Origin of the sequence: Pseudoalteromonas sp. APC 3358 (assembly GCF_030408075.1) — a bacterium.
GTDB lineage: Bacteria > Pseudomonadota > Gammaproteobacteria > Enterobacterales > Alteromonadaceae > Pseudoalteromonas > Pseudoalteromonas arctica.
This window is the reverse complement of record NZ_JASDCE010000003.1, coordinates 125,088-149,986: the sequence shown is the minus strand read 5'-3', so window position 1 is coordinate 149,986 and position 24,899 is coordinate 125,088. Positions and strand designations below refer to the sequence as shown.

The following is a 24,899-nucleotide window of genomic DNA, read 5'->3' as shown; positions in this document are numbered from 1 at the left end:
GTCAGACCTGTCAGCGGGAGAGCATAAATGTCTGAGCAAAACATACTAAAAACACCAAAGGGCGACCGTATTGCCATAGTTAGCGGCTTACGTACACCTTTTGCAAAGCAAGCAACAGCGTTTCACCATGTACCTGCACTTGATATGGGTAAATTGGTGGTTAACGAAATGCTTGAACGATTAAATTTCAACAAGTCAGAAATTGATCAACTTGTATTTGGTCAAGTAGTACAAATGCCAGAAGCGCCAAATATTGCACGTGAAATTGTATTGGGCACAGGTATGCCGGTATCGGTTGATGCATATTCTGTATCGCGCGCATGTGCTACCAGCTTTCAGGCTATTGCTAATGTAGCTGAGTCTATTATGGCGGGATCTGTAAGTGTAGGTATTGCAGGCGGCGCAGATTCGTCATCAGTACTGCCAATTGGTGTTAGTAAAAAGCTAGCAGGCAGCTTAGTTGATTTAAATAAAGCGCGTTCGCTTGGTCAACGCTTAAAAATATTTTCAAAACTGCGCTTAAAAGATTTATTACCAGTGCCTCCTGCAGTTGCAGAGTACTCAACAGGCCTTTCAATGGGGCAAACTGCTGAGCAAATGGCTAAAACACATAATATTAGCCGTGAAGATCAAGATGCGTTAGCGCATCGTTCTCACTCACTTGCAACGCAAGCATGGGCTGATGGAAAGTTAAAAGATGAAGTAATGACGGCGCATTTACCGCCATATAAAAGCTTTATTTCAGAAGATAACAACATTCGTAAAAACTCAACGGTTGAAGGCTACGCCAAGCTTAAACCTGTTTTTGACCGTCAGCACGGTACTGTTACCGCGGCAAATGCAACACCATTAACTGATGGTGCAGCGGCCGTACTTATGATGAGCGAAAGCAAAGCAAAAGCACTGGGCTACGAAATACTAGGTTACGTACGTAGCTTTGCATTTTCGGCAATTGGCGTAGAAAAAGACATGTTAATGGGCCCAGCTCATTCAACGCCTATTGCACTAGATAGAGCGGGTATTACGCTTGCTGATTTAGATTTAATTGAAATGCACGAAGCGTTTGCATCGCAAACACTTGCCAATATGAAAATGTTTGCTTCAGACAAATTTGCACAAGAGCATTTAGGTCGCAGCAAAGCAATTGGCGAAATTAACATGGATAAGTTTAACGTTAACGGCGGCTCTTTAGCATATGGTCACCCATTTGCAGCGACAGGTGCACGCTTAATTACGCAAAGCTTACACGAGCTTAAACGTCGTGGTGGCGGTTTAGCATTAACAACAGCGTGTGCTGCTGGTGGTTTAGGTGCAGCCTTTGTATTGGAGAGCGCGTAATGACAGATTCAGTATTTAATTTAGCGGTAGATGAAAATAAAATCGCCGTGGTAACGATTGATGTGCCGGGTGAGAAAATGAATACCCTGCGCAGCAGTTTTGCCGATGATTTAAAAGCGTTACTAGAAGACGCTAAGTCGCAAAATGTAAAAGGCATGGTATTTATAAGCGGAAAAAGCGATAACTTTATTGCTGGCGCCGATGTAAAAATGCTCGATAGCGTTCAAAAGCGTGAAGATGCTTTAGCTATTAGCGAGCTATGTCATCAAGCGTTTTTTGATATGACAAAATTGCCATACACAACAGTAAGTGCGATTCATGGCGCTGCATTAGGTGGTGGTTTAGAGTTTGCTTTAGCATGTGATTACCGTGTTGGTACCGACAGTGATTTAACAAAAATTGGCTTACCAGAAGTGCAACTTGGTTTACTTCCTGGTGGCGGCGGCACCCAACGCTTAACTAAAATTGTTGGTATTCAAAAAGCACTAGAGTGGATGCTAACAGGTAAACAGATTCGCCCTACGCAAGCTAAAAAAGCAGGTGTGCTTGATGACTGTGTACCGCACAGTGTGCTGCTAAAAGTTGCAAAAGAATTTGCGACTAAGAAAAAGCCACAAGCAAAAGAGCCAAAGCTCGACAATATTAGTAAATTACTAGAGTCAAACCCGTTTGGTCGTAACTTTATCTTTAAAAAAGCAAAAGAAAACGTACTTAAAAAAACGGGCGGGCACTACCCAGCACCACTAGCTATTATTAAAGCAGTGCGAGCTAGTGTAGAGCTTGATGAGCTAAAAGCGTATAAAACAGAAGCTGAAAGCTTTGCAACACTTGTAATGAGTGACGAATCGAAAGCGCTTCGCGGTATTTTCTTTGCAACCACTGAAATGAAAAAAGAGTGGCGCAATGATGACGCACCCGCAATAAGCAAAACTGCTGTTTTAGGTGGTGGACTAATGGGCGCAGGCATTGCGCACGTAAGTGCTGTTAAAGCTAAAGTACCGGTACGTATTAAAGATGTAGCAGAGCAGGGCATTAGTAATGCAATGAGCTACACCTATAAAATTTTAGATAAGCGTCTTAAGCGTCGTATTATGTCTAAAGCTGATGTGCAGTTAACGATGAACCGTATTACAGGTACAACTGACTACAGTGGCTTTAAACACATTGATTTAGTAATAGAAGCGGTGTTTGAAGACCTTGCACTTAAGCAAGGTATGGTTGCAGACGTAGAGCAGCAATGCCAAGCAAATACAATTTTTGCAAGTAACACGTCATCATTACCAATATCGCAAATTGCAGCGCAGGCAGCACGTCCTGAAAATGTAATTGGCTTGCATTACTTTTCACCAGTGGAAAAAATGCCATTAGTGGAAATTATTCCACACGAAGGTACATCTCAAGAGACCATTGCCCGCGTTGTTAACTTTGCACGTAAGCAAGGCAAAACGCCAATTGTTGTAAAAGACATGGCCGGTTTTTACGTCAACCGTATTTTAGCGCCTTACTTAAACGAAGCTGCTAATTTGATGCTTGCAGGCGAGCCAATTGAAAAGATTGATGCAGCGCTTGTTGAGTTTGGTTTTCCGGTAGGCCCGCTGGCTCTACTTGATGAAGTAGGTATTGATATTGGCTCTAAAATTGCCCCAATTCTTGAAAAAGAATTAGGCGAGCGTTTTAAAGGCCCTGATGCATTTATGCGTATGATTGATTCAAAACGCCTTGGCCGTAAGTCTGGTCGTGGTTTTTATGAATACGATAAAAAAGGCAAAAAGGTTGATGAGTCAGTTTACGAACTATTGGGTGTTACCCCGGCTCCACGTTTAAACAAGAGCGAAATTGCTAAGCGTTGTGTATCGCAAATGCTTAACGAAGCAGTACGCTGTTTAGATGATGGCATTATTGCCAGCCCACGTGATGGCGACATCGGTGCAATATTTGGTATTGGTTTTCCACCATTTTTAGGTGGCCCGTTTAGCTATATGGATAAATTAGGCGCGAGTAAAATAAGCTCTGATATGTCTACATTAGCTAACAGCGATGCTAACTTTGCACCATGTGAATCACTGGTAACAATGGCAAGCTCTGGTGCTACTTTTTATAACGCAACACATGTTGAGGTTGTAGCTCCTGAAGTACAAAGCACTGAGTCACAAGAGCAAAGTGTAACTGAGCCTGAAGTTATTAAAGAGATTGAAACGAAAGAATAAAGTTTCTGCTATCTAAAAAAACCGCATTTAAATGCGGTTTTTTTATAGTTTTTATAAATAAATGAGGAGCTTAATGACATTATTTACACAAAGATTGAGCATGTACCAAATGGAAGAATCTGATTGGCCTCTTTTTCTAGCGCTTCATCGCGATCCTCAAGTCCTTAAGTATTGTTTTGATATGCCAATGGAGTCACTGGTAAGAAACCGCTTTGAGATACGCTTGCCTAAGTGGAATGCTAAATCACGTCATCCCCTGTGTTTACTCATTATTAATAATCAAACAAAACAACCTGTGGGTGTTACAGGTTTTGCCTATGACGGAGAAACCGCAGAGCTTGGTTATTTATTACTGCCAGAGTATTTTAATAAAGGCTACGCGACAGAATCCCTAAGAGCTGTGATTGACTGGGCTTGGAAAGAATGTGGTATTAGGCAGTTTAAAGCAGTCGTAACGCGTGGCAATATTGGTTCTGAAAAGGTGCTTGGTAAGTGCGGTTTAACCCATACCGATACACTTTTTAAAGTGCATACAATAGGCGAAAAGTTATATGACGATTTAATTTATACGCTTAAGGTGTAGGATTTTAATGGGCTAGTAGCCTAGCCCAAAAAGTGTTTACAAGTGAAGTGAAATAGCTTTTCGGTCTTTTTCTGGCATGTTTTCTACGACTAAATTAAATGAGTTATCAATCATTCTCTCAATTTCACCTTGTGGAATTGTGCCGTCTAAAATTACTGTGTTCCATAAGCGTTTATTCATATGGTAACCAGGGATCACTGCCGGGAAAATATCACGCAATGATATTGCTTCATCAGGATCGCACTTTAAGTTAAGCCACCAAATAACCTCACCATCATCATTAGTTTGACCGTCATTGCCAATAGCAAGAGTCGCAAACATTTTATGATTCACTTTATATACATCAACCTCTTGCGCAAATGGTTTTGTAACCTGAACAAGTGGTTTTTTAACTAAATACTCATGTACTTTTTTCTGGTCCATGATCCATTCCTTGAAGTCATACTCGGTAAAGCTACCATAGCAGTTTTTTTCACATTTGATTATATGTATTTTAGTATAAATTAAAATTTTACAAGCTAATACAACATGTAGCGTAAAACCAACGTAATTTTAGTTGAACAAAATCCAGTTCGTGGTATGTTTCTGGCAATCAAAAAAATAATAGGAATTCACACATGCCAAAGGCGAGTGATGTTAAAAAAGGTACTGCTATTGACTTCAATGGCCGCGTTTTAGTTGTAAAAGATATTGTGCGCTCTGTGCCGCAAGGTCGTGCTGGTGGTAGTTTATACCGTATGCGTTTATACGATGTGGTAACCGGTGGTAAAGTTGACGAAACATTCAAAGACAGTGACATGCTAACGCTGGCTGATTTAACACGCCGTGAAGTAATGCTATCGTACATTGATGGTGACGAGTATGTGTTCATGGATAATGAAGATTACACGCCTTATAACTTAAGCAAAGATGCTATTAGCGAAGAAATTTTATTTGTTAATGAAGAAACACAAGGCGTACACGTAATTGTTATTGATGGCGCGCCAGTAGGGCTTGATTTACCGTCAAGTGTTGAACTTGTTGTTGAAGAAACAGACCCATCTATCAAAGGTGCATCTGCGAGTGCTCGTTCAAAACCTGCACGTATGTCTACTGGCTTAAATATTTCTGTGCCAGAGCATATTTCAACAGGTGACCGTATCCGTATTAATACTGTTGAACACAAATTTATGGGTCGTGCTGAAAAGTAACTTGCAATACCAACCTGCATAAATCTTTGATCAATTTAACGAATTAAATTGCACTATAACGTCGTTAAAAGTTTTTTATTTAGAACAACTAGATATAAAAACTTTTGCCTAGTTCTAGCGTAATTTTCTTAACGTTAAATAGACCCCATATATAAGCAGATTGGTATAAATTATAATTTTAAAAGCCGAATCTGTGTTTAACAGCTTCGGCTTTTTTGTGCGTGCGGGGGATTTGTTGCTTTAAATTTAATCACGTTAGCGTTAGAATAAGCGCCGTATTTTTGAGCAACTTTAAAGGGTAATTTTGTTTATAGTTTTACTAAGCAGTGCATTTATAGCTTTAATGTATTTAGAAGCCATTAAAAAAGGTATGCCAATTAAGCGATGGCTTATTTTAGGCGGTTTACTTGGGCCTGTGGCCTGGTGCTTGTTTAATCTACATTATCGTCGTGCTTTAGTAAGAAATGTAGGTATAAATGCATGTATATGGCGCCCTTAATTTATTGACGCCACATTTTTATTTTTTCTAATTAAGCTTGGAGCTGCTTTAGTTTGTTGCTGCTTTAAAAATTCAGTAAATTCACTTTTTGATAGTGGCTTAGAATAGTAATAACCTTGTACTGTTTCGCAATTAAGCTTTTTAAGTATATCAATTTGATGAGCTTGTTCTACACCTTCAGCAACTACATGCAAATCAAGGTTATGCGCAATAGTGACTATTGAGTCGACCATATTACGCCCACGTTCGTTGGTCATGTCATCTATAAATGCTTTATCTACTTTAAGTGTATTAAGCGGAAATTGCTTTAAATACGCTAATGATGAATAACCAGTACCAAAATCATCCATTGCTAAATGAATACCTCGGGCACTTAACGAACGCATAATTGCAATGGCTTCTTTAGGGTCGTCCATTACAGTACCTTCTGTTATTTCAAGCTCTAAAAAGTAAGAAGGTAATTCGTTTTTTTGCAAAATAACGTCAATACGAGAAGTTAAATCGGGGAGGCTAAATTGCTTTGCTGATAAGTTGACAGCTACTCGGCCGCTAAATAAACCGCTATCTAGCCATTCTTTTACGTCTCTGCAGGCTTTGTTTAATACAACTTCGCCAATTTCAATTATTTGGCCCGTTTCCTCGGCTATGGGTATAAAAACGCCTGGGCTAATAATGCCCTTTTTGGGTGTAATAAAGCGCACTAATGCTTCCATTCCGGTTAGCTTGCCTGTGCGAATATTCATTTTTGGTTGGTAGTACACTTCAAAATGATCTTCTTTTAAACCAAAGCGCATAAGGTTTTCTATTTGCAGTCGTTTAACGGCTTGACGGTTCATCGTGTCGTTAAAAAATAGGTAGCTATTACCTTTCTTTTTAGCATGATACATCGCGGTATCTGCATTTTTTAGGAGCAGTTCAGGGGTATTACCGTCTTCTGGAAATAATACAATGCCTACACTTGAGGTGATTGCCAGTTCGTGGCCAGCCATTTTAAATGGTGTAGCAATGGCTGCTAAAAACTGTTTTGCCATACGTGTAATTACATGTATGTCGTTAGTGTCAGACATTACAAGAGCAAACTCATCGCCGCCTAAACGATAAAATACATCATTTTCGCGGGTTAGTTTATTTAAGCGCATTGCTAGTTTAGCTAATAAGCTGTCACCTAGTTGATGCCCTAACGAGTCATTTATTTTTTTAAAGTTATCTAAATCGAATACAAGCAAGGCGTGATGCGAGTTGAGCTTTACTAGCTTTTGCAAATCAGTAAAAAATAAATTTCGGTTAGGCAGACTAGTTGTGCGATCTCGATTCGATAAGTTATGTAACTGCGATTCAGCTTTTTTACGCTCTGTTAAATCTGAATAAACAACGACATAATTAGTTATTTGATTTTGATCGTTTTTAATTTCATCTATCGATATTTCTATAGGCAATAAAACACGCTCACTATTACGAAGCTTCACTTCTTGTTGGATATGTTCGCGCTCTTTTACTATTTCAATAATTCTGTTTGTGTAGCTTGGCTCATACCCAGATAGGTTGAAATCTTTTCCTAAGTATTGCTCGCGTACGCCACCAAACAAGGTTAAAAAACTCGGGTTTATATCAACCAGTTTAAAGTTTTTATCGTAAATTGCTAAGGCGTCAGTGAGTGATTCAACACATTTAGCAAAAAGGTTTAAGCGCTCTTCCGTTGATTTTAACTGTGATATATCGCGAACGGTACCTGTCATTCTAAGGGGTGATAAGTTGGCGTCTTTTTCAATTATTTTTCCGCGATCGAGTACCCAATGCCAACGACCAAATGTATCTTTGATTCGGTAGGTGGCTTCAAAAAAAGCAGACTGCTCTGCAAAGTGTACTTTTAACAAGTGCTCAACGTTATTAATATCGTGAGGGTGAATAAGGCCTTTGTTTGGCGGAAACCCCATTAAGGTAGTCGAATCCATTAAGTACTTATCGTTAATACGAATAACTTCGCCTGTTTTTATGTTCCAGTCCCAAAGTGTATCGCCGCTACCTTCTACAGTACTTTTAAGGCGTTTTTCCGAAAGACGGAGTTGACGGCGTGAGCGTCTAAGTTTATGGATTACAAATAACAGGTAGGGCAAAGCAAGCGCTATAATGGCGCTTGCTAGTATAAGTATATTGTCGGAGTTGTAATTAAATGATGACTCAAAGGCAAAAAGCTCAAATGAGTAAGCAAGTACTACAAGCATGCTTAGTTTTATTATTATTTTTATCATTTTTTTATTACTTCTAATTTACAAATGATAATTTAAAACAAGCTAAACCTAGTGTCAAAGAGATTGAGAGTAAACGGGCATATTTTGAGATTTATTGACTTTTGCCGAGCTTAAAAGCTCATATCTTGGTCTATTATCATCAAATAGGCTTAGTGCATAAACTTTTAGTTCTTTTAGGGTTAGCGCATTTAAGGCATCTAAAAGTCGTTGTTGCATATGAAATTCATGATCTCTATTACCTATAGCAAGCCATAACCGTTGTGAGCGTAGGCGCAGGTTTTTATCTTTTTCTGCAATATGAGTACTAAGGCCGTGTTTTTGCTGTTGCCAATCGTTTTCATCAAGTGCATCAATGTTATCAAGGTAGTTTTTAATAAAACGGTTATGTCGATGCAATAAAGTTTTTGCATCAAACTTAGGTGACTGCACATAAAATGCTATACCAGCACGCGTGTTAAATGGTGCATAACCTGCGCCTACTAAATAACCAAGTTGCTGTGTAGTTCGTAATTCATTAAAGTAATCTTGATTAATTAAATGATTTAACGCCATCATTTTTACTTTTTCGGCCACGCAATCCGTTTGCGCTTGATAGTAAATAACCATTGCATGGTCGTTACAAGGAAGCTCTAACTCGTAGCGAGTTACTTTTTTAATTTCAAAAAGAGGGCGTCTTAAATCTTCAATTATGGTTGCGTTTTTTAAGTGATTTGCGACCTTTTTTTGAAAGGCTATTGCATCACTTTGCTGCCAGTTACCATGTAAAAATGATTCAACATGTAGTGCTTTAAAAAAGTCTGTTCTGAACTCATTAAATTGCTGAAAACAGGTGTTTTTTAATGCCGATGCAAGCTCCCCAGGTTGTGGGTTCCAAGGCATTATTTTTGCGCCTAAAATGCTAAATAACTCACTGACTGGTTTGTTTTGGTTGCTATTGCGCCAATGCCTTACAAGCTGTTTTTTATATTCAGCAAAGCGTTTTGCACAGATCTCTACATTAAATAAAGCATCTATTAATTGATCAACAAGCTCTAACTGGCTAGATGAAAGCCCCGCGGTATGTAGAGTTAATCCACCTTGATGCGAGGTTAAGTGGTAGCTAAGTCCCGCAAGTTCTGCTGGATAAAATTGCTCGCCCACACTATCCATAAATAAATCTGTAAATAAGCGGGTGAGTGCCATATGTTTTACATCTTTTACGGCAAAATCAGAATCCATGGCCAAATAAAAATGGCCTTTAGCAACACGAAATGTGTTGTCTTGTTTAAACCAAAAGTCAAAACCGGGTTCTTTTACTAATAACTCGGGTTTTGTTTGTGGTTTTACGACATCAAATAACACCACTTCTTTTGTTAAATAAGGATTAGCTGTAGGTAGCAGCATTTCGCTCAACGGCTTATTTATCTCGCTAAGGGCATCAAGCCAACTAGGTGAAATATGTTCTACTTTATATGGTGTGTTGTACCATGCCGTTTTATGTTCAGGCTCTACATCTGGATGTATAAGTACGATGCGCATATTATGTGGCGTTAACCACTGCATGGCCATTTCGTGGGTCGCTTTTTTAAAGCCTTCCATTAAATAGTCGCCTTGCACGTAGTTTGCTTCATCGTAATGCTGCATATTAATGCTTAAATTACTGACCCAATCAATCAGGCGTGACTTTTCTTGGTTATCGAATGCTATTTGTAATAGATTTTTTTTATCTTGGTATAAGCGTGGCAATTTTTCGGTGTTATCGTTAATTAAGCAAATGTATTCAAACACCATTTCAATAATGTCTTCGAAGTATTCAATACCTTCATCGGTAAGCGCTAAGCTAATATTAAAATCTTTAAAGTTGCTGCCATTAATACCACCGCCAGCAGAAAGTGCATTGATCCAGCCTTGTTCTTTTAAAATAGAATAAAGAGAACCCGCGCCTTCATAGCCAAGTAAGTGGGCAATAAAACTTACTGTTTTATGGCGATAAAAGTCGTCAATATTAGGCATAGCAAAACTTATAATAAGTTTTTGCATATGCTTATGTGGCTCAATATGGAGTATTTTTCCTATGTCTTGTTTGCGATAGAGTGGCTCACTGATCTCTGGCTTTTTAAGGTTTTTGTTGCCGTTAATTGCGCCAAAGTAAGTTTGAGTCCAGCTTTGTAGTGTGTCTAGTGTTTCGTTTGCGCAAATAACTAAAGTCATCCACTGAGCTTGGTACTGGCTATTAAAAAAGTCACGAAGCTCATCACTAATACAGCGCTCTCTGTCAGCTAAGGTTTGTAGGTTTCCTACAGAAAACTTAGCAAATGGATGAGCTGGATTTACCGTTTCTTTATGGGCTTGATAAATACGGCGACCGTCGTCTTTTATTTTTAGTTTAAACTCGGCTTCAATTGCGTTACGTTCTTTTTCTGTTTCGGCTGAATTTAAAAGAGGCGCAATAAAAAAGCGGCTAAATTGGGTAAGTGCTTGTTCAAATTCTTGATTGTTAATATCAAAAAAGTAACAGGTATGCTCAGTGCCGGTCCACGCATTGGTGTTGCCGCCAGCTTGCGAAACAAAATTATTAAAACTGCCTGAATCTGGGTATTGGTCAGTGCCTAAAAAAAGCATGTGCTCTAAAAAGTGTGCTAGGCCTTGCCTATCAAGAGGGTCGTCAAAATGTCCGGCGTTAACTGCCATTGATGCTGCCGCTTTTGTAGAATCTTTATCTTGCACTAATAGTACTTTTAGACCATTGTCCAGTGTAAAGGCGCGGTATGCTCTGTTATCATTGCGGCTGATATTCAAATGATGCTCCTGAAACTAAACGTTTACTTGTTAACAACAGATGATGGCTTCAGGAAAGCGAAGTACAGCTTAAAGATTTACCTGAATCTCATGAAAGAACTATTTTAGAAATAAATAGATTTATATTGTTAATATAGCTGACAAACGGGCAAACTGGCTACTGTTTTATATTCTTTAATCGGTTGATTTTTTATGAAAACAATCCTAATAATGCGCCACGGCGAAGCAACACCCATGCAGGCTGATGATGCAGGTAGAAATTTAACCCAAGCAGGGCATGATGAAGCTGAAAAAATGGGCCTTTGGCTCAGTAAAGCACATTACCCTGATGCACTGTTAGTTAGTCCTTACATTCGAGCACAGCAAACAGCTGCGGGTGTGGCTAAAAATAACGTATTTAAATTTAGCGAAACCACGTCTGATATAATTCCCGAAGGCAAACCTCAAATTGCTGCTGACTACATCGAAACACTTATTGCTACTCACCCCCAATGCAATACATGGCTTGTTGTATCACATATGCCTATTGTAAGTTATTTAGTGGACCAATTAAGCCCTGGCAATATGCCCATTTTTAATACGGGTGCTGTTGCTGTTATTAGTTACGATGAGCAAACCCAGCGTAGTAGTTATTTAAGTATAAATGCCCCAGAAAACGTTTAAATATAAATAATTGAGTAAAGTAAAATGACAATAGAACGCTTACAAACAGGTGCGCGCATGAGCCGCATTGTAAAACACAACGGCACTGTGTATTTATGTGGGCAGGTATGCGCCGACGCGCAAAAAGGTATTAAAGAGCAAACTCAAACTATGCTTGATAAAGTAGAGGCGTTACTTGATGAAGCAGGGAGTTCAAAAGAGCATATGCTTAGCGCGACTATTTATGTAAAGAGCATGGAATACTTTGCTGATATGAATGCAGTATGGGATGCATGGGTACCCGAGGGTTATGCACCTGCACGTGCCTGCGTAGAAGCTAAAATGGCACGTGATGCACTGCTTGTTGAGATTTCAGTAGTCGCAGCTTTAAAAGAATAATAGCTTTAATGACTCGCTCCCCCGTTGTACTTATCACAGGCTCTAGTCGAGGTATTGGCGCAGCTACTGCACTATATTTTGCAAAGCATGGTTATGATGTTTGCATTAATTATAAAGCTGATTTAGCTAGTGCGAAGCTAGTAGCCGATCAAGTAAGAAGCTCTGGCGTTAGGGCTCAAATTATAAAAGCAGATGTGTCGAAAGAGGCAGATGTTTTGGCGTTATTTGACTTTATTGATAAAGAGTTAGGTCAACTTGATGTACTAATAAATAACGCCGGCATTTTAAAACCACAAATGCCTTTGTTAGAAATGAGTGCTGAGCGCATAAACGAAGTTTTGACTACAAATATTACCAGTGCTTTTTTATGTAGCCGTGAGGCAATAAAGCGAATGGGAAATGGCGGTAGTATTGTTAATGTATCATCGGGGGCCGCTAAAACGGGCTCTCCTAATGAGTACATTGATTATGCAGCATCTAAAGGTGCAATGGACACATTTACTATTGGCTTGGCAAAAGAGGTGGCAGGTAAAGGCATTCGAGTTAACTCGGTTAGACCTGGGCTTATTTACACTGATATGCATAGCGATGGTGGCGAAAAAAATCGAGTCGATCGTCTTAAAAGTAAACTACCCCTTGGCAGAGGCGGTACACCCGAAGAGGTTGCTGCAGCAATTTACTTTTTAGCTTCAGAGCACGCTTCTTTTACAACGGGTAGCTTTGTTGATGTAGCCGGCGGTTTGTAAGCTAAAGTAGTAAAGCTAGCCAAAACGTAAAGCTAATAACACTTAAGATAGTAGAAAGTACGACAGCCCCAGCAAGAGTAGCTTCATGCTGCTTTATTTGAGTCGCAATAAGATAAGCATTTACGCCAACAGGGGACGCACTTAAAAGTACCAATACATTAAGTATTTGCGTGTCTAGCTTAAATACATAGGTGCCTACCAATAAAACTAGCGCAGGCAATAAAAATATTTTTAAAATTGATGCTATTAACGCCGGTTGCCAATTTGCAGCTATTTTATAAAAAGCTAAATTAGCACCAAGTACAAATAGCGCACAGGCAATTGCTGGTTTAGCTAATAGCTCCAAACTATTTGCTAAGTCGGTAAACAGTGTAACTCCTAATATGTTTAATATAAGCCCGCACCCAATACTTAGTACTATTGGGTTTAACACCATACTTTTTCCAAAGTGCGACCACGAAAATTTATCGCTACTGCCCTTAGCCCCTATTAAAAAAGTAAGTGCAAATAACAATGTGCTATGAAAAGTAATGATCATAAACGCAATGGCTATCATCTCTTTGCCAAGCGATGCAATAACAATAGGAATACCCACTAACACCATATTTGAATAGCTAGAAGCGAGTCCAAAGACGCCGTGTTGTTGGTAATTTTTTAAATACTTTTTATTTAAATAAAAGCGATCAATTAAAATACCCACCCCAAACACGCTCAGAACGGGTATGTAAAAACTCAAAAATGCAAAAAGGCTAATGCTTTGCTGTAAGTTAATTTGCGACATATTTAACAATAAAAAAGCAGGCAAACTAATATAAAAAGTAAATTTACTTAAGCCTGCAATATGCTGCTTTTCGAAAAATTTTAATCGGCAACAGCTATAACCAAACGCAACAATAAAAATGAGTGGAAAAATAATCGAAAAAATATGCACGAAGTTACATCCTAGTAATAGCTAAAGTTAGCGTCTAAATTCATCACTTTGCGGTAAATTAATTAGTATGAGTACAGCGCCTCTACCACCATATTCGAGAGGGGCTTGGTGCATCGCTATTACGTCTGGGTGCTGTACTAAGTACTGAGGCACTTTGTGCTTTAGTACGCCGCCGCCAATACCGTGCACTACACATGCACAATAGTAATGCTGCTTTTTACATTCGTGAATGAGTCCAGCGAGTTCATCTTTAGCAAGTTCTTTATTTAAGCCATGTAAATCTAGCGTCAAATCGGGTGCAAAGTCACCACGGCGAAGCTGTTTAGCTAGGAAGGTATCTTGGCCTGGTTTTACATATTTAACCGTGCCGTGGGTGTCTATATCGGGAATATAAACGTCTGAGAAGAAAAATTCAGATTGAGCCTGCTTTTTTTGCTGGGCAAATTGCTTAGCTTGTGACACCTTAGGCTTTGTATCAAAACGATGAGTATCTTGTTTAAATACTTTGGCGCCTGTGATCGTTTGACGAAATAAGCTTATGTCGTCATTGCTTAGGGACGAATGTGATGGAGTGTCTTTTTTCATAACTATTACCTAAACAAAAAAACGTAAAAACGCAGCGCAAAAGGCGGTACAATACTTAAATGAGGGGCAATTGTAATTTGCCCAGCGCAGATAGGCAATGCAATCGTCTTAAAGACTCAAAACAGTCAGTAAGCTAATACAGGTAAAAATATATGAGCGATTTACAAATAGAAGAAGCAACACTCGAAGAAGCCGTTGCAGAACTGTCAACTTTACATGACTGGTTACGTTGGACTACAAGCCAATTTGCAAGTAGTAGTATATTTTTTGGACACGGTACAGATAACGCATGGGATGAAGCTGTAAGCTTATTACTGCCTGCGCTTAGCTTGCCTGTTGATGCGCCAAAAGAATTAATGCACGCGCGTTTAACAAGCACAGAAAAAAACCGACTTGCGGGTCTTATTGCAGAACGTATTAACGACTGCACACCAGTACCTTACTTAACAAACATTGCATGGTTTGCGGGTATGCCATTTTATGTGGATGAACGTGTACTTATACCTCGCTCACCGTTTGCTGAGCTTATCAGCAACCGCTTTACACCCTGGCTTGAAGAGCCACAATCGGTTAACCGCATATTAGATTTATGTACGGGGTCGGGTTGTATCGCAATTGCACTTGCTCAAGCTTTTGAGGAAGCACAAGTTGATGCGGTAGATATATCGTATGAAGCGCTTGAAGTGACAGATATTAACATTAACGATTACATGTTAAGTGATCGTGTGTTACCCATTCAGTCTGATGTATTTAGTGGTGTACCAGGTCAAAAATACGACCTAATAGTTGCAAACCCACCGTATGTTGATGCAGAAGATATGGCTGACCTACCACGTGAATTTCATCATGAACCAGAGCTTGGGCTTGCATCAGGCCACGATGGTTTAGATGTAACCCGTACTATTTTAAGTGAAGCGAGTGAACACCTAACTGATAACGGTTTGTTATTTGTAGAAGTTGGTAACTCTATGGTACATATGGATGCACTGTATCCGGGCGCGCCGTTTGAATGGATTGAATTTGAACAAGGCGGCTTAGGTGTATTTGTAATTAGCAAAAAGCAGCTAGATGAGTATTTTGCAAAATAAGTAAAAAATGAATAGCCAAGCCGTGTGCTTGGCTATTGGTAGTCATTAGGAATGAGGAAAGTTAATGGCAGGTAATAGCATTGGACAGTTATTTAAAGTGTCCACCTTTGGTGAGAGCCACGGCGTTGCATTAGGCGGCGTTGTTGATGGTACTCCCGCAGGTCTTGAAATCACAGAGGCCGACTTACAAATTGATTTAGATCGCCGAAAACCAGGCCAAAGCCGTTATACAACGCAGCGCCGCGAAAGCGATCAAATAAAAATATTAGCAGGCGTTTTTGAAGGTAAAACCACAGGTACCAGCATTGGTTTATTAATTGAAAACACCGATCAACGCTCGCAAGATTACGGCAAAATTAAAGATGTATTTCGCCCAGGTCATGGCGATTACACGTATTGGCATAAGTACGGCTTGCGCGACTATCGCGGTGGCGGTCGTTCATCTGCACGTGAAACCGCAATACGCGTAGCGGCAGGCGCTATCGCTAAAAAATACTTAAAGCAATTTCATGGTATTGAAGTTAAAGCATGCTTAAGCCAGCTAGGTCCTATTAAGGCGGAAACGTTTGATTGGGACGAAGTTGAAAATAACTTATTCTTCTTCCCTGATGCAAGTAAGCTTGAAGCGCTTGACGAATATATGCGTGACCTTAAAAAGCAAGGTGACTCAGTTGGCGCTAAAGTAAAAGTAGTGGCAAGCAACGTACCAGTAGGTCTTGGTGAGCCAGTATTTGACCGCCTTGACGCTGAACTTGCACACTCATTAATGAGTATTAATGCAGTTAAAGGCGTGGAAATTGGTGATGGCTTTGATGTAGTTGAGCAAAAAGGCTCTGAGCATCGCGACGAGCTAACCCCTGAAGGTTTTACATCAAACCATGCAGGTGGCGTACTTGCGGGTATTTCGACAGGGCAAGATATTATTGCTTCTATTGCGCTAAAACCAACGTCGAGCATTACCATCCCAGGTAACAGCATTAATACAAGCAACGAAGCGGTAGAGATGATCACCAAAGGTCGTCACGATCCGTGTGTGGGTATTCGTGCAATCCCGATTGCGGAGGCAATGATGGCTATTACCTTAATGGACCACTTACTGCGTCAACGCGGACAAAATCCGCATGTAAATCACGAACACGGGCCAATTAATGGCTCTGTGTAAGTATTTATAATTATAAAAAAACGCGGATTACCGCGTTTTTTTATGTCTGTAATTTAGTTTAAAGCCTTTCAGGAGTTGTTCAAGTAGGCCCTATATACTGCAAGAAGGAGGGTAGTAATCATGAACGATAATATTAATGAACACTCACAAATAAAAGCCCAAGCTGCAATAGCCCGCTTAGAGCGATTCAGTAAGTTAACGGATAGCAGCATTGGCATTCCTTTTACTAAATTTAATATAGGTTTGGAGGCTGTGATTGGTTTAATTCCCGTTATAGGTGATGCCGCAGGGCTAATTTTATCAAGTTATGTGCTGATAGAAGCCCAGCGTTTAGGTGTGAGTAAACGTATAAAAACTAAGATGATTATCAATATGCTCATAGATTTTGTGGGCGGTTTAGTACCATTTTTTGGTGATATTTTTGATGCCTTTTTTAAAGCTAACACGCGTAATACACAACTATTAAAAAAGCATTTAAACAAGCATTTAAACAAGCAGTTAAGTGAGTAATTAATAGCTTTAAGTAACAGTTAGCAAAGAGACTTTAAACAAAATGTTGTTGGTTGTTAAATCACCTAGTAAGGTAGGAGCGTCTATTCACTTTGGTATCTACAATATGCAATTATTTATCGGTAATAAAAACTACTCCAGCTGGTCATTACGCGCATGGTATTTAATGAGTAAATTTGATGTTGAGTTTAGTGAAACCCAGCTGGTACTCGACACCCCTGATTTTTACAATGAACTAAAAAAGACCTTTGCTGTGCAAAAAGTTCCAGCGTTAATTGATGGCGATTTACAGGTATGGGATTCACTAGCAATTTGTGAATATATTAACGATGCTTACTTATCGGGCGCTGCATGGCCAAAATATATTACCCAAAGAGCTAAAGCGCGTGCGCTAAGCGCTGAAATGCATTCAGGCTTTATGGCGCTGCGCAGCGAAATGCCAATGAATATAAGAGCTACCCGTAAAGTAGACCTATCGAGCGAAGCATTAAAAGACATAGCCCGTATAGACGAGATATTTGCACAGCAACAAGATGTGTTTCCAAATGAGTGGTTTTTTGGTGATTTTAGTATTGCTGATGCTATGTACGTACCTATTGTATTGCGTTTAAAAACGTATCAAATTATGTTATCGCCAGAGGCGCAACAATATTGTGACTTTGTTATGCGCTGCCCAGTATTGCAAGCATGGATCACTCAGGCATTAACCGAGACTGATATTGTAGAGTGTGATGAAGCAGGAACGCCTGTATAATTATTGTTTTTCATATGGCATGTTCTATGCCTTAAAATCATAAGTTTAAACTAGGCAGCTCATGTATCTAAATCACCCAAGGTATGGCAATACACCAATAACTACCAATACCCCAGTGACAATAGAGGCGATAGAGAATGCGCACTGGCGTTACTCGAGCCTTAAATACTTCCCTAATACGGTAATATTGGCTGATATAAAAAAGCAAAACTATGCCATTTATCCTCGGGCACTTTATGTTGATATTGAAGAGAAGTGCGGGACTTGCTCTAAGGCATTTATTTTTTTTGCTCAAGAGCAGCAATATTGGTTTGAAACATTAAGATTTTGGGTCGATTCACACTGTACTCATTGCTTTGAATGCCGTAGGCATGCGCGATATATACGAACTCTACGTAAACGGTACGATATGTTAACTAGCTTAGCCAATAAAACCTCAGGTGAAAAAACGCAGCGTAAAGAACTTGCCAATACTCTTTACTGTTTAGGTATTATTAAAAATATCAATAAAGTGAAAGATTAGTCCGCTTATATTTTACTATCACGCCTTATTTTTACTTTAGTTGTAAAAGCCCGTACAATTCGTCTCGTTTTTACTGCGCAAAATAGCGCTGCAACCGAGAAAAATTAGCCTAATTTTATGCATCAAATAGCTGATCTAATTTCAATTTTTGAACGCACTTTTTATCAAAGTCATAATACATGTCTGATAAAAGGCGATTTTGAACCTGTGTATTTACCAGCAACAGAGCACGTGCCATATCACCAAGTTGTATTTGCGCATGGTTTTTATGCTAGTGCATTACATGAGGTTGCACACTGGTTGGTTGCAGGCGATGAACGTCGTTTATTAGAAGATTACGGCTATTGGTATTGTCCTGATGGGCGCGACAAACAAAAACAAGCTGAGTTTGAAAACGTAGAAGTAAAGCCTCAAGCTATAGAGTGGTTATTAAGCACCGCAGCAGGGTTTAATTTTAATGTGTCGGTGGATAACTTAAACGGCGAGCAAACATGTCGGTTTGATTTTCAGCAGCGAGTACATGCACGCGTATTATCGTTAATCGAAAATGGCTTTAACTCTCGTACAGAGTCACTTTTAAAAGTACTGTGTGATTTTTATAATACACAGTGGCCATTAACAGCGCAGCAATTTAATTGGCAACACCCAAAGGAGCTTTGTAATGGCGTTTAAATTAGGTTTAATTGTAAACCCAGTAGCAGGTTTAGGCGGCACAGTTGGCTTAAAAGGTAGTGATGGCGCACACACAGCCGCTAAAGCAATCGAATTAGGTGCAGAACCAAAAGCAAATAGCCGTACAAAAGCAGCGCTTGAAGTGCTATTGCCTTATAAAGAGCGCTTAACCATTTACACCGTTAACGGTGACATGGGTGAGCAAACAGCAAAAGCCTTGGGCTTTAATGTAGAGGTTGTATACAACTCTGAAGTAATAACAACTCCAGATGACACAGAACAAGCAGCAAAAGTACTTAAAGACTTTGGTGTTGATTTAGTTTTATTTGCTGGAGGCGATGGTACAGCGCGTAATATTTGCCATGCAATCGAAGATACCATTCCCGTACTTGGTATTCCTGCAGGCTGTAAAATTCATTCTGGTGTATACGCCATTACACCCAAAGCAGCAGGGCGCGTAGTCGAAATGCTGGTTAAAGGTGAGTTAGTTACCTTAGCTGATGCAGATGTAATGGATATAGATGAAGATGCCTTTAGACAAGGCACAGTAAAAGCAAAGCGCTACGGCGAAATGCAAACACCTAGCGAAGTACGCTATATGCAAGCGGTTAAAAATGGCGGCAAAGAAACCGACGAACTCGTACTTGCCGACATTGCTGCGCATGTTGTATCGCAAATGGATGAAGACACATTTTATATTATGGGTAGCGGCTCAACCGTTGAGGCCATAATGGAAGAAATGGGACTTGAGAATACGTTGCTTGGCGTTGATTTAATAAAAGATCAAACCTTAGTTGCTCAAGATTTAACGGCGAAGCAATTACTTGAGCTTACACATGATCAAAGTACTAAGTTAGTCATTACGCTCATTGGCGGGCAAGGGCATATATTTGGCCGTGGTAACCAGCAATTGAGCCCTGCGCTTATACGCGCAATTGGCAAAGAAAATATTATTGTAGTAGCAACTAAAACAAAACTACAAGCGCTTAATGGTCGCCCCCTTATTTGTGATACAGGCGATGGCGAATTAGATGATGAATTAACGGGTTATATTAAAGTAACCACCGGATTTAACGACCATATTATGTATGCAGTAGGGCACCAAAACCTTGAAAATACAGGTGCTTTACAAAACCAGGAGATTAATAAATGAGTTTAGTGAACTATATCGATGCAGCCCAGCAGTACTTCGATGATTTAGTAATAAAAGCAACTGACGATGAGTTATTTGCAGGCGGCTATTTACGAGGTCATTTTGATCTTGCAGTTGGTTATGCCGAAGTAGAAAAGCTGACAATCAGTATAGATGAGCTAAACGAAACTGTAGAGCAGAGCTTAGTTAAAGCGTATCGTAATGGTGAGCTTAACGAAGAAGATAAGACATTAGTTGCACGCTTGTGGGAAGAAGTTAAAGCCCTCGCTTAAAAGTAAGTGATACAAAAAACACGATTTGTTTATCACTATCGTGTTTTTTTGTGTCCAAAACTTTTAAAGCTAATTTTTATGTTAATTTACTGTTTTGTTTTTATGCGATATTGTTACTAAAAATAAATTTAGGAACAATAAGAATGAATAATAATCAAGACGCTTTACCTTCAGGGGTTGTTGCGCGTTTTTTAAATTTTGTTGAACGGGTTGGCAATAAGCTTCCAGATCCAGCCGTAATATTTCTGTTCGCAATGTTATTAATTTGGTTTTTGTCGTGGTGGTTTTCAGGCGTGAGTTTTGATGCAATAGACCCACGAACTGGCGAAGCGATTATTATTAATAATATGCTGGCAAGTGATTCGCTCGCTACCTTTTTATCCTCTATGGTAAAAACCTTTACCGGCTTCGCTCCCTTAGGTGTCGTTTTAGTAGCTATGTTAGGTGTCGGTGTTGCAGAGCATTCGGGCTTCATTAATACCGGTCTTAAGTTAATGCTTAAAGTGACTCCTAAAAAGCTATTAACGCCTTCAATCATTTTAGTAGCCATTGTGAGCCATACCGCTACTGACGCAGGTTATGTATTAGTTATTCCACTTGCCGGTGTTATATTTTATGCTGCAGGACGCCATCCGCTTGCGGGTATTGCAGCTGCATTTGCAGGAGTCAGTGGTGGTTTTGGGGCTAACTTTATTCCATCAGGGATTGATCCATTGCTACAAAGCTTTACCCAAAGTGCGGCGCAAATAATTAATCCTGCAATAACAATTAACCCGTTAAATAACTGGGCATTTGCTTCAGCATCTAGCTTATTTATTGTGGCATTAGGCTGGTACATTACCGATAAAATTATTGAACCACGTTTACAAAAAACAGCAGTTGATGGTGCTAAAGAGGATTTACCTGTATTTGAAGATGCACGTAGTGATGAAAAACGTGCCTTTTATATAGCTAGTACCGTGATGATTGCAGGACTTGCGTTATTAGCATTTGTCTCTGCTCCAGACGATTCTGCAATGCGCAGTAGTGACGGATCCCTTACTAATTTTAGCTCTCCTTTAATGCAATCAATTGTACCACTAATATTTTTACTTTTTTGGCTACCTGGCACAGTATATGGTTTTACGGTAGGTACCTTTAAAACTTCAAAAGATATGATTGATGCTATGAGTAAAGCGATGAGCGGCATGGCATATTATATCGTTATGGCGTTTTTTTGTTCGCTATTTATTGCTGCATTTAGTAAATCAAATTTAGGTGCATTACTCGCAATCGAAGGTGCGCAGTTATTAAAGGCAATGGAATTGCCAAGTGCAGTAACGGTTGTGGGCATTATCTTTTTAACTGGCTTTGTTAACTTGTTTGTAGGTTCAAGTTCAGCAAAATGGGCGTTACTTGGCCCTATTTTTGTACCGATGTTAATGCAACTTGGCATTTCGCCAGACTTAACTCAAGCCGCTTATCGTGTAGGTGACTCAAGTTCTAATATTATTACACCGTTAATGCCTTATTTCCCATTAGTGGTGGTGTACTGTCAAAAGTATGTGAAAGGCACAGGTATAGGTACTTTAATTGCTATTATGCTACCGTACTCAATCGCCTTTATGATTGGCTGGAGTATCTTTTTATTAGGTTACTGGGCACTTGGTATTCCACTAGGGCTTGATGCTAGCTACGTTTACCCAGCTTTGCCTTAACCTAAACCTTGATTTATGAACCTCACTCACTTGAGTGAGGTTTTTAAATAAAAGTCCTGTAATGTAAAAGTAAGTCTAAGTTACTTTTCTAAATCTCTCACTATATAGCCAAATAAGTTGGCCTCACCAACAATATACACATAATCGTTTTTGTTGTTCATTATTGTAGACTTAGCGTCGTACCACCTAAAATCATGAATTTTATTCGTTTTAGGGTCTTTGAAGTATAAATGAGTACAACTATCTTCATACTCGGTGCCACACTTTTGTACATCGGTCAGTATATATTCCTTATACCAATAGCCGCCTTGCGTGTAGTAAGCCCATAATTTAATGGGATCAGAGATAAAAATATAGAGTATTCCATAGATTAATAAAGGGGATAATGGGTACATGAAAATGGATGCCAATTTCATTTTTGTATCTGAAAAATTGTATTTAAGTGATTCTCTATATTTACTGCAGCGTTTGTATTTATTGAATATAAGTATATTTAAATAGATAAATAGTGCGCAACAGATAATAGGGAGGGCTATAAAGAAAACAACGTCGTATAGCTCATTTGAGATGAATGGTGGATCTGTAAAGTCCATTAAAGTATGAATAGTGATGCATAATAAAATGGAGAGTATTATTGCTACAAAGAGCAAGTTGTCGTAAATCTTTTTCAATTTTTAATTCGTCTGTGAATTATAGCCTTTGTTTAGTTTACAGAGTTTTGTTGTTTTAAAAATCAAAGAAAACATATTTATGGGTACAAGCAACCTGAACTCTGGCTAATAAAACTATTTCAAGTCGCTATTGAACTGACTCGAAAGTTTACTTTGTATTCACTGTGGCAGCAGCTTAAAAACAAAAAAACCTTGTCACTTTCGTGGCAAGGTTTTTTTATTAAAGAGTCGTTGCTTATTTAGCTGTGAAGCTTACTGGGCGACGTTCTTTACGAGGGCCAGTACGCTTATCACCGCGTTGGCTATCGTCTTTATCTTTACTAAAGGTGCGCTTTTTGTCACCAGCTGGACGCTCAGAGCGTTCTGCACGTGGCTCAGCAGGGCCTTGATCTTGTGTAATTGTTAAGCCCATAGGACGTTTACAAATAAACACTTTTTGGAAATGATCAAGTACATCTTTAGGCATGTTTTGCGGTAATTGAACCGTACTGTGATTGTCGTGTAAACGAATATCACCAATAAACTTGCTTGAGATGTCAGCTTCGTTAGCGATAGCGCCAACAATGTTCTTAACCTGAACACCGTGTTCACGACCTACTTCGATACGGTAAGTATCCATAGGACCTGCGTCACGGCTGTTACGTTCGCGAGGTTTACGCTCAGCGCGTTCACCACCACGTTCGCCGCCACGTTCGTTACGACGTCCACGGTCACCACCGCGATCATTGCGGTCGTTACTACGTGGATTGCGATCGTTACGCTCGTTACGTTCACGAGGTTGAATCTTAACTTCTTCAACTTTAATTGGAGACTGTTGCTGTGCTAAACACAGTAACGCACCCGCTAAGCTTTCAAGAGGAAGTTCAAGTTTTTCAGCCATGTTAGTAGCTATCTCGTTAAAGAATGTAATATCTTTGTTTTCAAGCGCAATAGTTAATTTTGCTTGTAACGCTTCAATACGTTTTTCTTCAACGATTTTTGCAGTTGGTAATTCAACTTGTGCAATTTCAGACTTCGTATGACGAATGATATTTTTAAGTAAATAACGTTCGTTATGTTTTACGAATAAAATTGCTTTACCAGTACGACCAGCACGACCTGTACGGCCGATACGGTGAACGTAGGCTTCAGAATCTTGTGGGATATCGTAGTTGATAACTAAGCTTAAGCGGTCAACATCTAGACCACGAGCAGCAACGTCTGTTGCAATAACAACATTTAGCATGCCGCTTTTTAAGCGTTCTACAGTGCGTTCACGTGCTTGCTGGTTCATATCACCATTAAGTGGAGCAGCAGAGAAACCTTCGCGCTCTAATAACTCAGCAAGTTGTACTGTATCGTTACGTGTACGTACGAAAACAATAGCACCTTCATACTGTTCAGCTTCTAAGAAGCGAACAATAGCTTTATTTTTATGTACGCTTGCATTCCAAAACACTTGCTCAACAGATGATACTGTAGAGTTACGCGCAGAAATATGAACCTGTTCAGGGTTGTTCATATACTTGCTGCTGATGTTTTGAATTTGCTTAGGCATAGTCGCAGAGAAAAGACATGTTTGCTTTTCGCGCGGTGTTTTTTCCATGATGCTTTCTACATCATCGATAAAGCCCATACGTAACATTTCATCGGCTTCATCAAGTACAAGTGCTTGTAGAGCATCAAACTTGATAGTGCCACGGTTAATGTGATCGATTAAACGACCTGGAGTTGCAACAATAACCTGAGCGCCACGACGAAGTGCGCTTAATTGGATACTGTAGCTTTGGCCACCATATAGTGCCAATACTTCAATACCACGAACATGTTTAGCATATTGTTCGAATGCCTCAGCAACTTGGATCGCAAGCTCACGTGTTGGTGTGAGTACAAGGATCTGTGGCTGTTTCACAGACGGGTCAATATTATTTAGTAATGGCAGTGCAAATGCTGCGGTTTTACCTGTACCCGTTTGAGCTAGTCCCAGTACGTCCTTTCTTTCTAGCAATAACGGTATACATTGAGCTTGGATTTCAGATGGTGTCTTGTAACCCAACTCTTCAACTGCCTTCAAAATTGCAGGAGAAAGATTTAGAGATTCAAACGTGACTGGTTCTGACATTAATACGCCTCAACGAATTTAAAGAGGCGCGCATTATATAGGATTCGCGAGGCAAATGCTTGTATAAATTGAAACTAATTTGTATGTGTTTGATGTTGGTCGAAATTTAACCAGCTCAATGTAGGGTTTATTAAACTGGTTAACATATT

The 24,899-nt window shown here is 39.5% G+C and carries 24 protein-coding genes; 17 read left to right on the top strand and 7 right to left on the bottom strand.

Annotation, left to right across the window (positions count from 1 at the left end; genetic code table 11):
* Positions 1–27 precede the first annotated feature (27 nt).
* The 3 genes from fadI to QL995_RS05840 all read left to right on the top strand — a co-directional run bounded on the left by fadI (position 28) and on the right by QL995_RS05840 (position 4,128).
* On the top strand, positions 28–1,338 hold the full coding sequence (gene fadI, locus QL995_RS05850; protein ID WP_165743662.1) for an acetyl-CoA C-acyltransferase FadI: 1,311 nt from the start codon (positions 28–30) through the stop codon (positions 1,336–1,338).
* Complete coding sequence (gene fadJ / locus QL995_RS05845) at positions 1,338–3,545, top strand: fatty acid oxidation complex subunit alpha FadJ (RefSeq protein WP_007582011.1); 2,208 nt, start codon at positions 1,338–1,340, stop codon at positions 3,543–3,545. Before fadI ends, fadJ begins: the two co-directional genes overlap by 1 nt.
* 73 nt (positions 3,546–3,618) lie before the next feature.
* Positions 3,619–4,128: a GNAT family N-acetyltransferase gene (locus QL995_RS05840; RefSeq protein WP_024608906.1), complete on the top strand. Its 510-nt coding sequence runs from the start codon at positions 3,619–3,621 to the stop codon at positions 4,126–4,128.
* 36 nt (positions 4,129–4,164) lie between these two features.
* Here QL995_RS05840 and QL995_RS05835 read toward each other — a convergent pair whose 3' ends face one another.
* Positions 4,165–4,551 (bottom strand): MmcQ/YjbR family DNA-binding protein, encoded by a 387-nt coding sequence (locus tag QL995_RS05835; RefSeq protein WP_007580596.1) that lies wholly within the window; start codon positions 4,549–4,551, stop codon positions 4,165–4,167.
* A 194-nt stretch (positions 4,552–4,745) separates the two neighbouring features.
* On the opposite strand from QL995_RS05835, the gene yeiP reads away from it, so the two are divergent.
* Positions 4,746–5,318 (top strand): elongation factor P-like protein YeiP, encoded by a 573-nt coding sequence (yeiP, locus tag QL995_RS05830; protein ID WP_007580599.1) that lies wholly within the window; start codon positions 4,746–4,748, stop codon positions 5,316–5,318.
* A 304-nt stretch (positions 5,319–5,622) separates the two neighbouring features.
* Positions 5,623–5,817 (top strand): hypothetical protein, encoded by a 195-nt coding sequence (locus QL995_RS05825; protein ID WP_007580601.1) that lies wholly within the window; start codon positions 5,623–5,625, stop codon positions 5,815–5,817.
* On the opposite strand, the gene QL995_RS05820 is transcribed toward QL995_RS05825, so the two are convergent.
* Entirely contained in the window at positions 5,814–8,066 is a 2,253-nt protein-coding gene (locus QL995_RS05820; protein WP_007580604.1) for an EAL domain-containing protein, read from the bottom strand. The genes QL995_RS05825 and QL995_RS05820 overlap by 4 nt on opposite strands.
* A 54-nt stretch (positions 8,067–8,120) precedes the next feature.
* The gene (locus QL995_RS05815; protein ID WP_010554661.1) at positions 8,121–10,844 is read right to left on the bottom strand and encodes an insulinase family protein; all 2,724 of its coding nucleotides are present in this window, start codon (positions 10,842–10,844) and stop codon (positions 8,121–8,123) included.
* A 192-nt stretch (positions 10,845–11,036) separates the two neighbouring features.
* Here QL995_RS05815 and sixA point away from each other — a divergent pair, with 192 nt between their 5' ends.
* From sixA to QL995_RS05800, 3 genes are read left to right on the top strand one after another with little or no spacing between them, the layout of a single operon-like run.
* Positions 11,037–11,507: a phosphohistidine phosphatase SixA gene (sixA, locus tag QL995_RS05810; protein ID WP_024608902.1), complete on the top strand. Its 471-nt coding sequence runs from the start codon at positions 11,037–11,039 to the stop codon at positions 11,505–11,507.
* Positions 11,508–11,531: 24 nt separating this feature from the next.
* On the top strand, positions 11,532–11,885 hold the full coding sequence (locus QL995_RS05805; RefSeq protein ID WP_002962161.1) for a RidA family protein: 354 nt from the start codon (positions 11,532–11,534) through the stop codon (positions 11,883–11,885).
* An 8-nt stretch (positions 11,886–11,893) separates the two neighbouring features.
* Positions 11,894–12,631: an SDR family oxidoreductase gene (locus QL995_RS05800; RefSeq protein WP_290293654.1), complete on the top strand. Its 738-nt coding sequence runs from the start codon at positions 11,894–11,896 to the stop codon at positions 12,629–12,631.
* Between the two features lies 1 nt (position 12,632).
* On the opposite strand, the gene QL995_RS05795 is transcribed toward QL995_RS05800, so the two are convergent.
* Positions 12,633–13,562 carry an AEC family transporter gene (locus tag QL995_RS05795; protein ID WP_010554665.1) on the bottom strand — a complete coding sequence of 310 codons (930 nt, stop codon included), beginning with the start codon at positions 13,560–13,562 and terminating at the stop codon, positions 12,633–12,635.
* A 27-nt stretch (positions 13,563–13,589) separates the two neighbouring features.
* Positions 13,590–14,147 (bottom strand): endonuclease SmrB, encoded by a 558-nt coding sequence (gene smrB, locus QL995_RS05790; protein ID WP_007377742.1) that lies wholly within the window; start codon positions 14,145–14,147, stop codon positions 13,590–13,592.
* Positions 14,148–14,299: 152 nt separating this feature from the next.
* Here smrB and prmB point away from each other — a divergent pair, with 152 nt between their 5' ends.
* From prmB to QL995_RS05745, 9 genes are all read left to right on the top strand, one after another.
* Positions 14,300–15,235 carry a 50S ribosomal protein L3 N(5)-glutamine methyltransferase gene (gene prmB, locus QL995_RS05785; RefSeq protein WP_007580615.1) on the top strand — a complete coding sequence of 312 codons (936 nt, stop codon included), beginning with the start codon at positions 14,300–14,302 and terminating at the stop codon, positions 15,233–15,235.
* Between the two features lie 64 nt (positions 15,236–15,299).
* The gene (gene aroC / locus QL995_RS05780; RefSeq protein ID WP_008138551.1) at positions 15,300–16,397 is read left to right on the top strand and encodes a chorismate synthase; all 1,098 of its coding nucleotides are present in this window, start codon (positions 15,300–15,302) and stop codon (positions 16,395–16,397) included.
* A gap of 120 nt (positions 16,398–16,517) precedes the next feature.
* Entirely contained in the window at positions 16,518–16,907 is a 390-nt protein-coding gene (locus QL995_RS05775; RefSeq protein ID WP_101216624.1) for a DUF4112 domain-containing protein, read from the top strand.
* A gap of 106 nt (positions 16,908–17,013) precedes the next feature.
* The gene (locus QL995_RS05770; protein ID WP_033012811.1) at positions 17,014–17,661 is read left to right on the top strand and encodes a glutathione S-transferase family protein; all 648 of its coding nucleotides are present in this window, start codon (positions 17,014–17,016) and stop codon (positions 17,659–17,661) included.
* Between the two features lie 61 nt (positions 17,662–17,722).
* Positions 17,723–18,184 carry a zinc-ribbon domain containing protein gene (locus tag QL995_RS05765; protein WP_290293644.1) on the top strand — a complete coding sequence of 154 codons (462 nt, stop codon included), beginning with the start codon at positions 17,723–17,725 and terminating at the stop codon, positions 18,182–18,184.
* A 117-nt stretch (positions 18,185–18,301) separates the two neighbouring features.
* Positions 18,302–18,856: an elongation factor P hydroxylase gene (locus QL995_RS05760; RefSeq protein ID WP_290293642.1), complete on the top strand. Its 555-nt coding sequence runs from the start codon at positions 18,302–18,304 to the stop codon at positions 18,854–18,856.
* Complete coding sequence (locus QL995_RS05755; RefSeq protein WP_290293640.1) at positions 18,846–20,009, top strand: ATP-NAD kinase family protein; 1,164 nt, start codon at positions 18,846–18,848, stop codon at positions 20,007–20,009. Before QL995_RS05760 ends, QL995_RS05755 begins: the two co-directional genes overlap by 11 nt.
* Positions 20,006–20,281, top strand: a complete 276-nt coding sequence (locus tag QL995_RS05750) for a YfcL family protein (RefSeq protein WP_002962183.1) — start codon at positions 20,006–20,008, stop codon at positions 20,279–20,281. Before QL995_RS05755 ends, QL995_RS05750 begins: the two co-directional genes overlap by 4 nt.
* A 143-nt stretch (positions 20,282–20,424) precedes the next feature.
* On the top strand, positions 20,425–21,978 hold the full coding sequence (locus QL995_RS05745) for an AbgT family transporter (RefSeq protein ID WP_101216627.1): 1,554 nt from the start codon (positions 20,425–20,427) through the stop codon (positions 21,976–21,978).
* 80 nt (positions 21,979–22,058) lie between these two features.
* Here QL995_RS05745 and QL995_RS05740 read toward each other — a convergent pair whose 3' ends face one another.
* Positions 22,059–22,373, bottom strand: a complete 315-nt coding sequence (locus QL995_RS05740) for a hypothetical protein (RefSeq protein ID WP_231614035.1) — start codon at positions 22,371–22,373, stop codon at positions 22,059–22,061.
* A 511-nt stretch (positions 22,374–22,884) separates the two neighbouring features.
* Positions 22,885–24,750, bottom strand: coding sequence for a DEAD/DEAH box helicase (locus tag QL995_RS05735; protein WP_007585469.1), 1,866 nt, complete (start codon positions 24,748–24,750; stop codon positions 22,885–22,887).
* Between the last annotated feature and the right edge of the window lie 149 nt (positions 24,751–24,899).

Coding starts and splice junctions, on each gene's coding strand:
- fadI (WP_165743662.1), top strand. CDS start 28: ATGTCTGAGCAAAACATACTAAAAACACCAAAGGGCGACCGTATTGCC.
- fadJ (WP_007582011.1), top strand. CDS start 1,338: ATGACAGATTCAGTATTTAATTTAGCGGTAGATGAAAATAAAATCGCC.
- QL995_RS05840 (WP_024608906.1), top strand. CDS start 3,619: ATGACATTATTTACACAAAGATTGAGCATGTACCAAATGGAAGAATCT.
- QL995_RS05835 (WP_007580596.1), bottom strand. CDS start 4,551: ATGGACCAGAAAAAAGTACATGAGTATTTAGTTAAAAAACCACTTGTT.
- yeiP (WP_007580599.1), top strand. CDS start 4,746: ATGCCAAAGGCGAGTGATGTTAAAAAAGGTACTGCTATTGACTTCAAT.
- QL995_RS05820 (WP_007580604.1), bottom strand. CDS start 8,066: ATGATAAAAATAATAATAAAACTAAGCATGCTTGTAGTACTTGCTTAC.
- sixA (WP_024608902.1), top strand. CDS start 11,037: ATGAAAACAATCCTAATAATGCGCCACGGCGAAGCAACACCCATGCAG.
- QL995_RS05805 (WP_002962161.1), top strand. CDS start 11,532: ATGACAATAGAACGCTTACAAACAGGTGCGCGCATGAGCCGCATTGTA.
- QL995_RS05800 (WP_290293654.1), top strand. CDS start 11,894: ATGACTCGCTCCCCCGTTGTACTTATCACAGGCTCTAGTCGAGGTATT.
- smrB (WP_007377742.1), bottom strand. CDS start 14,147: ATGAAAAAAGACACTCCATCACATTCGTCCCTAAGCAATGACGACATA.
- prmB (WP_007580615.1), top strand. CDS start 14,300: ATGAGCGATTTACAAATAGAAGAAGCAACACTCGAAGAAGCCGTTGCA.
- aroC (WP_008138551.1), top strand. CDS start 15,300: ATGGCAGGTAATAGCATTGGACAGTTATTTAAAGTGTCCACCTTTGGT.
- QL995_RS05775 (WP_101216624.1), top strand. CDS start 16,518: ATGAACGATAATATTAATGAACACTCACAAATAAAAGCCCAAGCTGCA.
- QL995_RS05770 (WP_033012811.1), top strand. CDS start 17,014: ATGCAATTATTTATCGGTAATAAAAACTACTCCAGCTGGTCATTACGC.
- QL995_RS05765 (WP_290293644.1), top strand. CDS start 17,723: ATGTATCTAAATCACCCAAGGTATGGCAATACACCAATAACTACCAAT.
- QL995_RS05760 (WP_290293642.1), top strand. CDS start 18,302: ATGCATCAAATAGCTGATCTAATTTCAATTTTTGAACGCACTTTTTAT.
- QL995_RS05755 (WP_290293640.1), top strand. CDS start 18,846: ATGGCGTTTAAATTAGGTTTAATTGTAAACCCAGTAGCAGGTTTAGGC.
- QL995_RS05750 (WP_002962183.1), top strand. CDS start 20,006: ATGAGTTTAGTGAACTATATCGATGCAGCCCAGCAGTACTTCGATGAT.
- QL995_RS05745 (WP_101216627.1), top strand. CDS start 20,425: ATGAATAATAATCAAGACGCTTTACCTTCAGGGGTTGTTGCGCGTTTT.
- QL995_RS05740 (WP_231614035.1), bottom strand. CDS start 22,373: ATGTACCCATTATCCCCTTTATTAATCTATGGAATACTCTATATTTTT.
- QL995_RS05735 (WP_007585469.1), bottom strand. CDS start 24,750: ATGTCAGAACCAGTCACGTTTGAATCTCTAAATCTTTCTCCTGCAATT.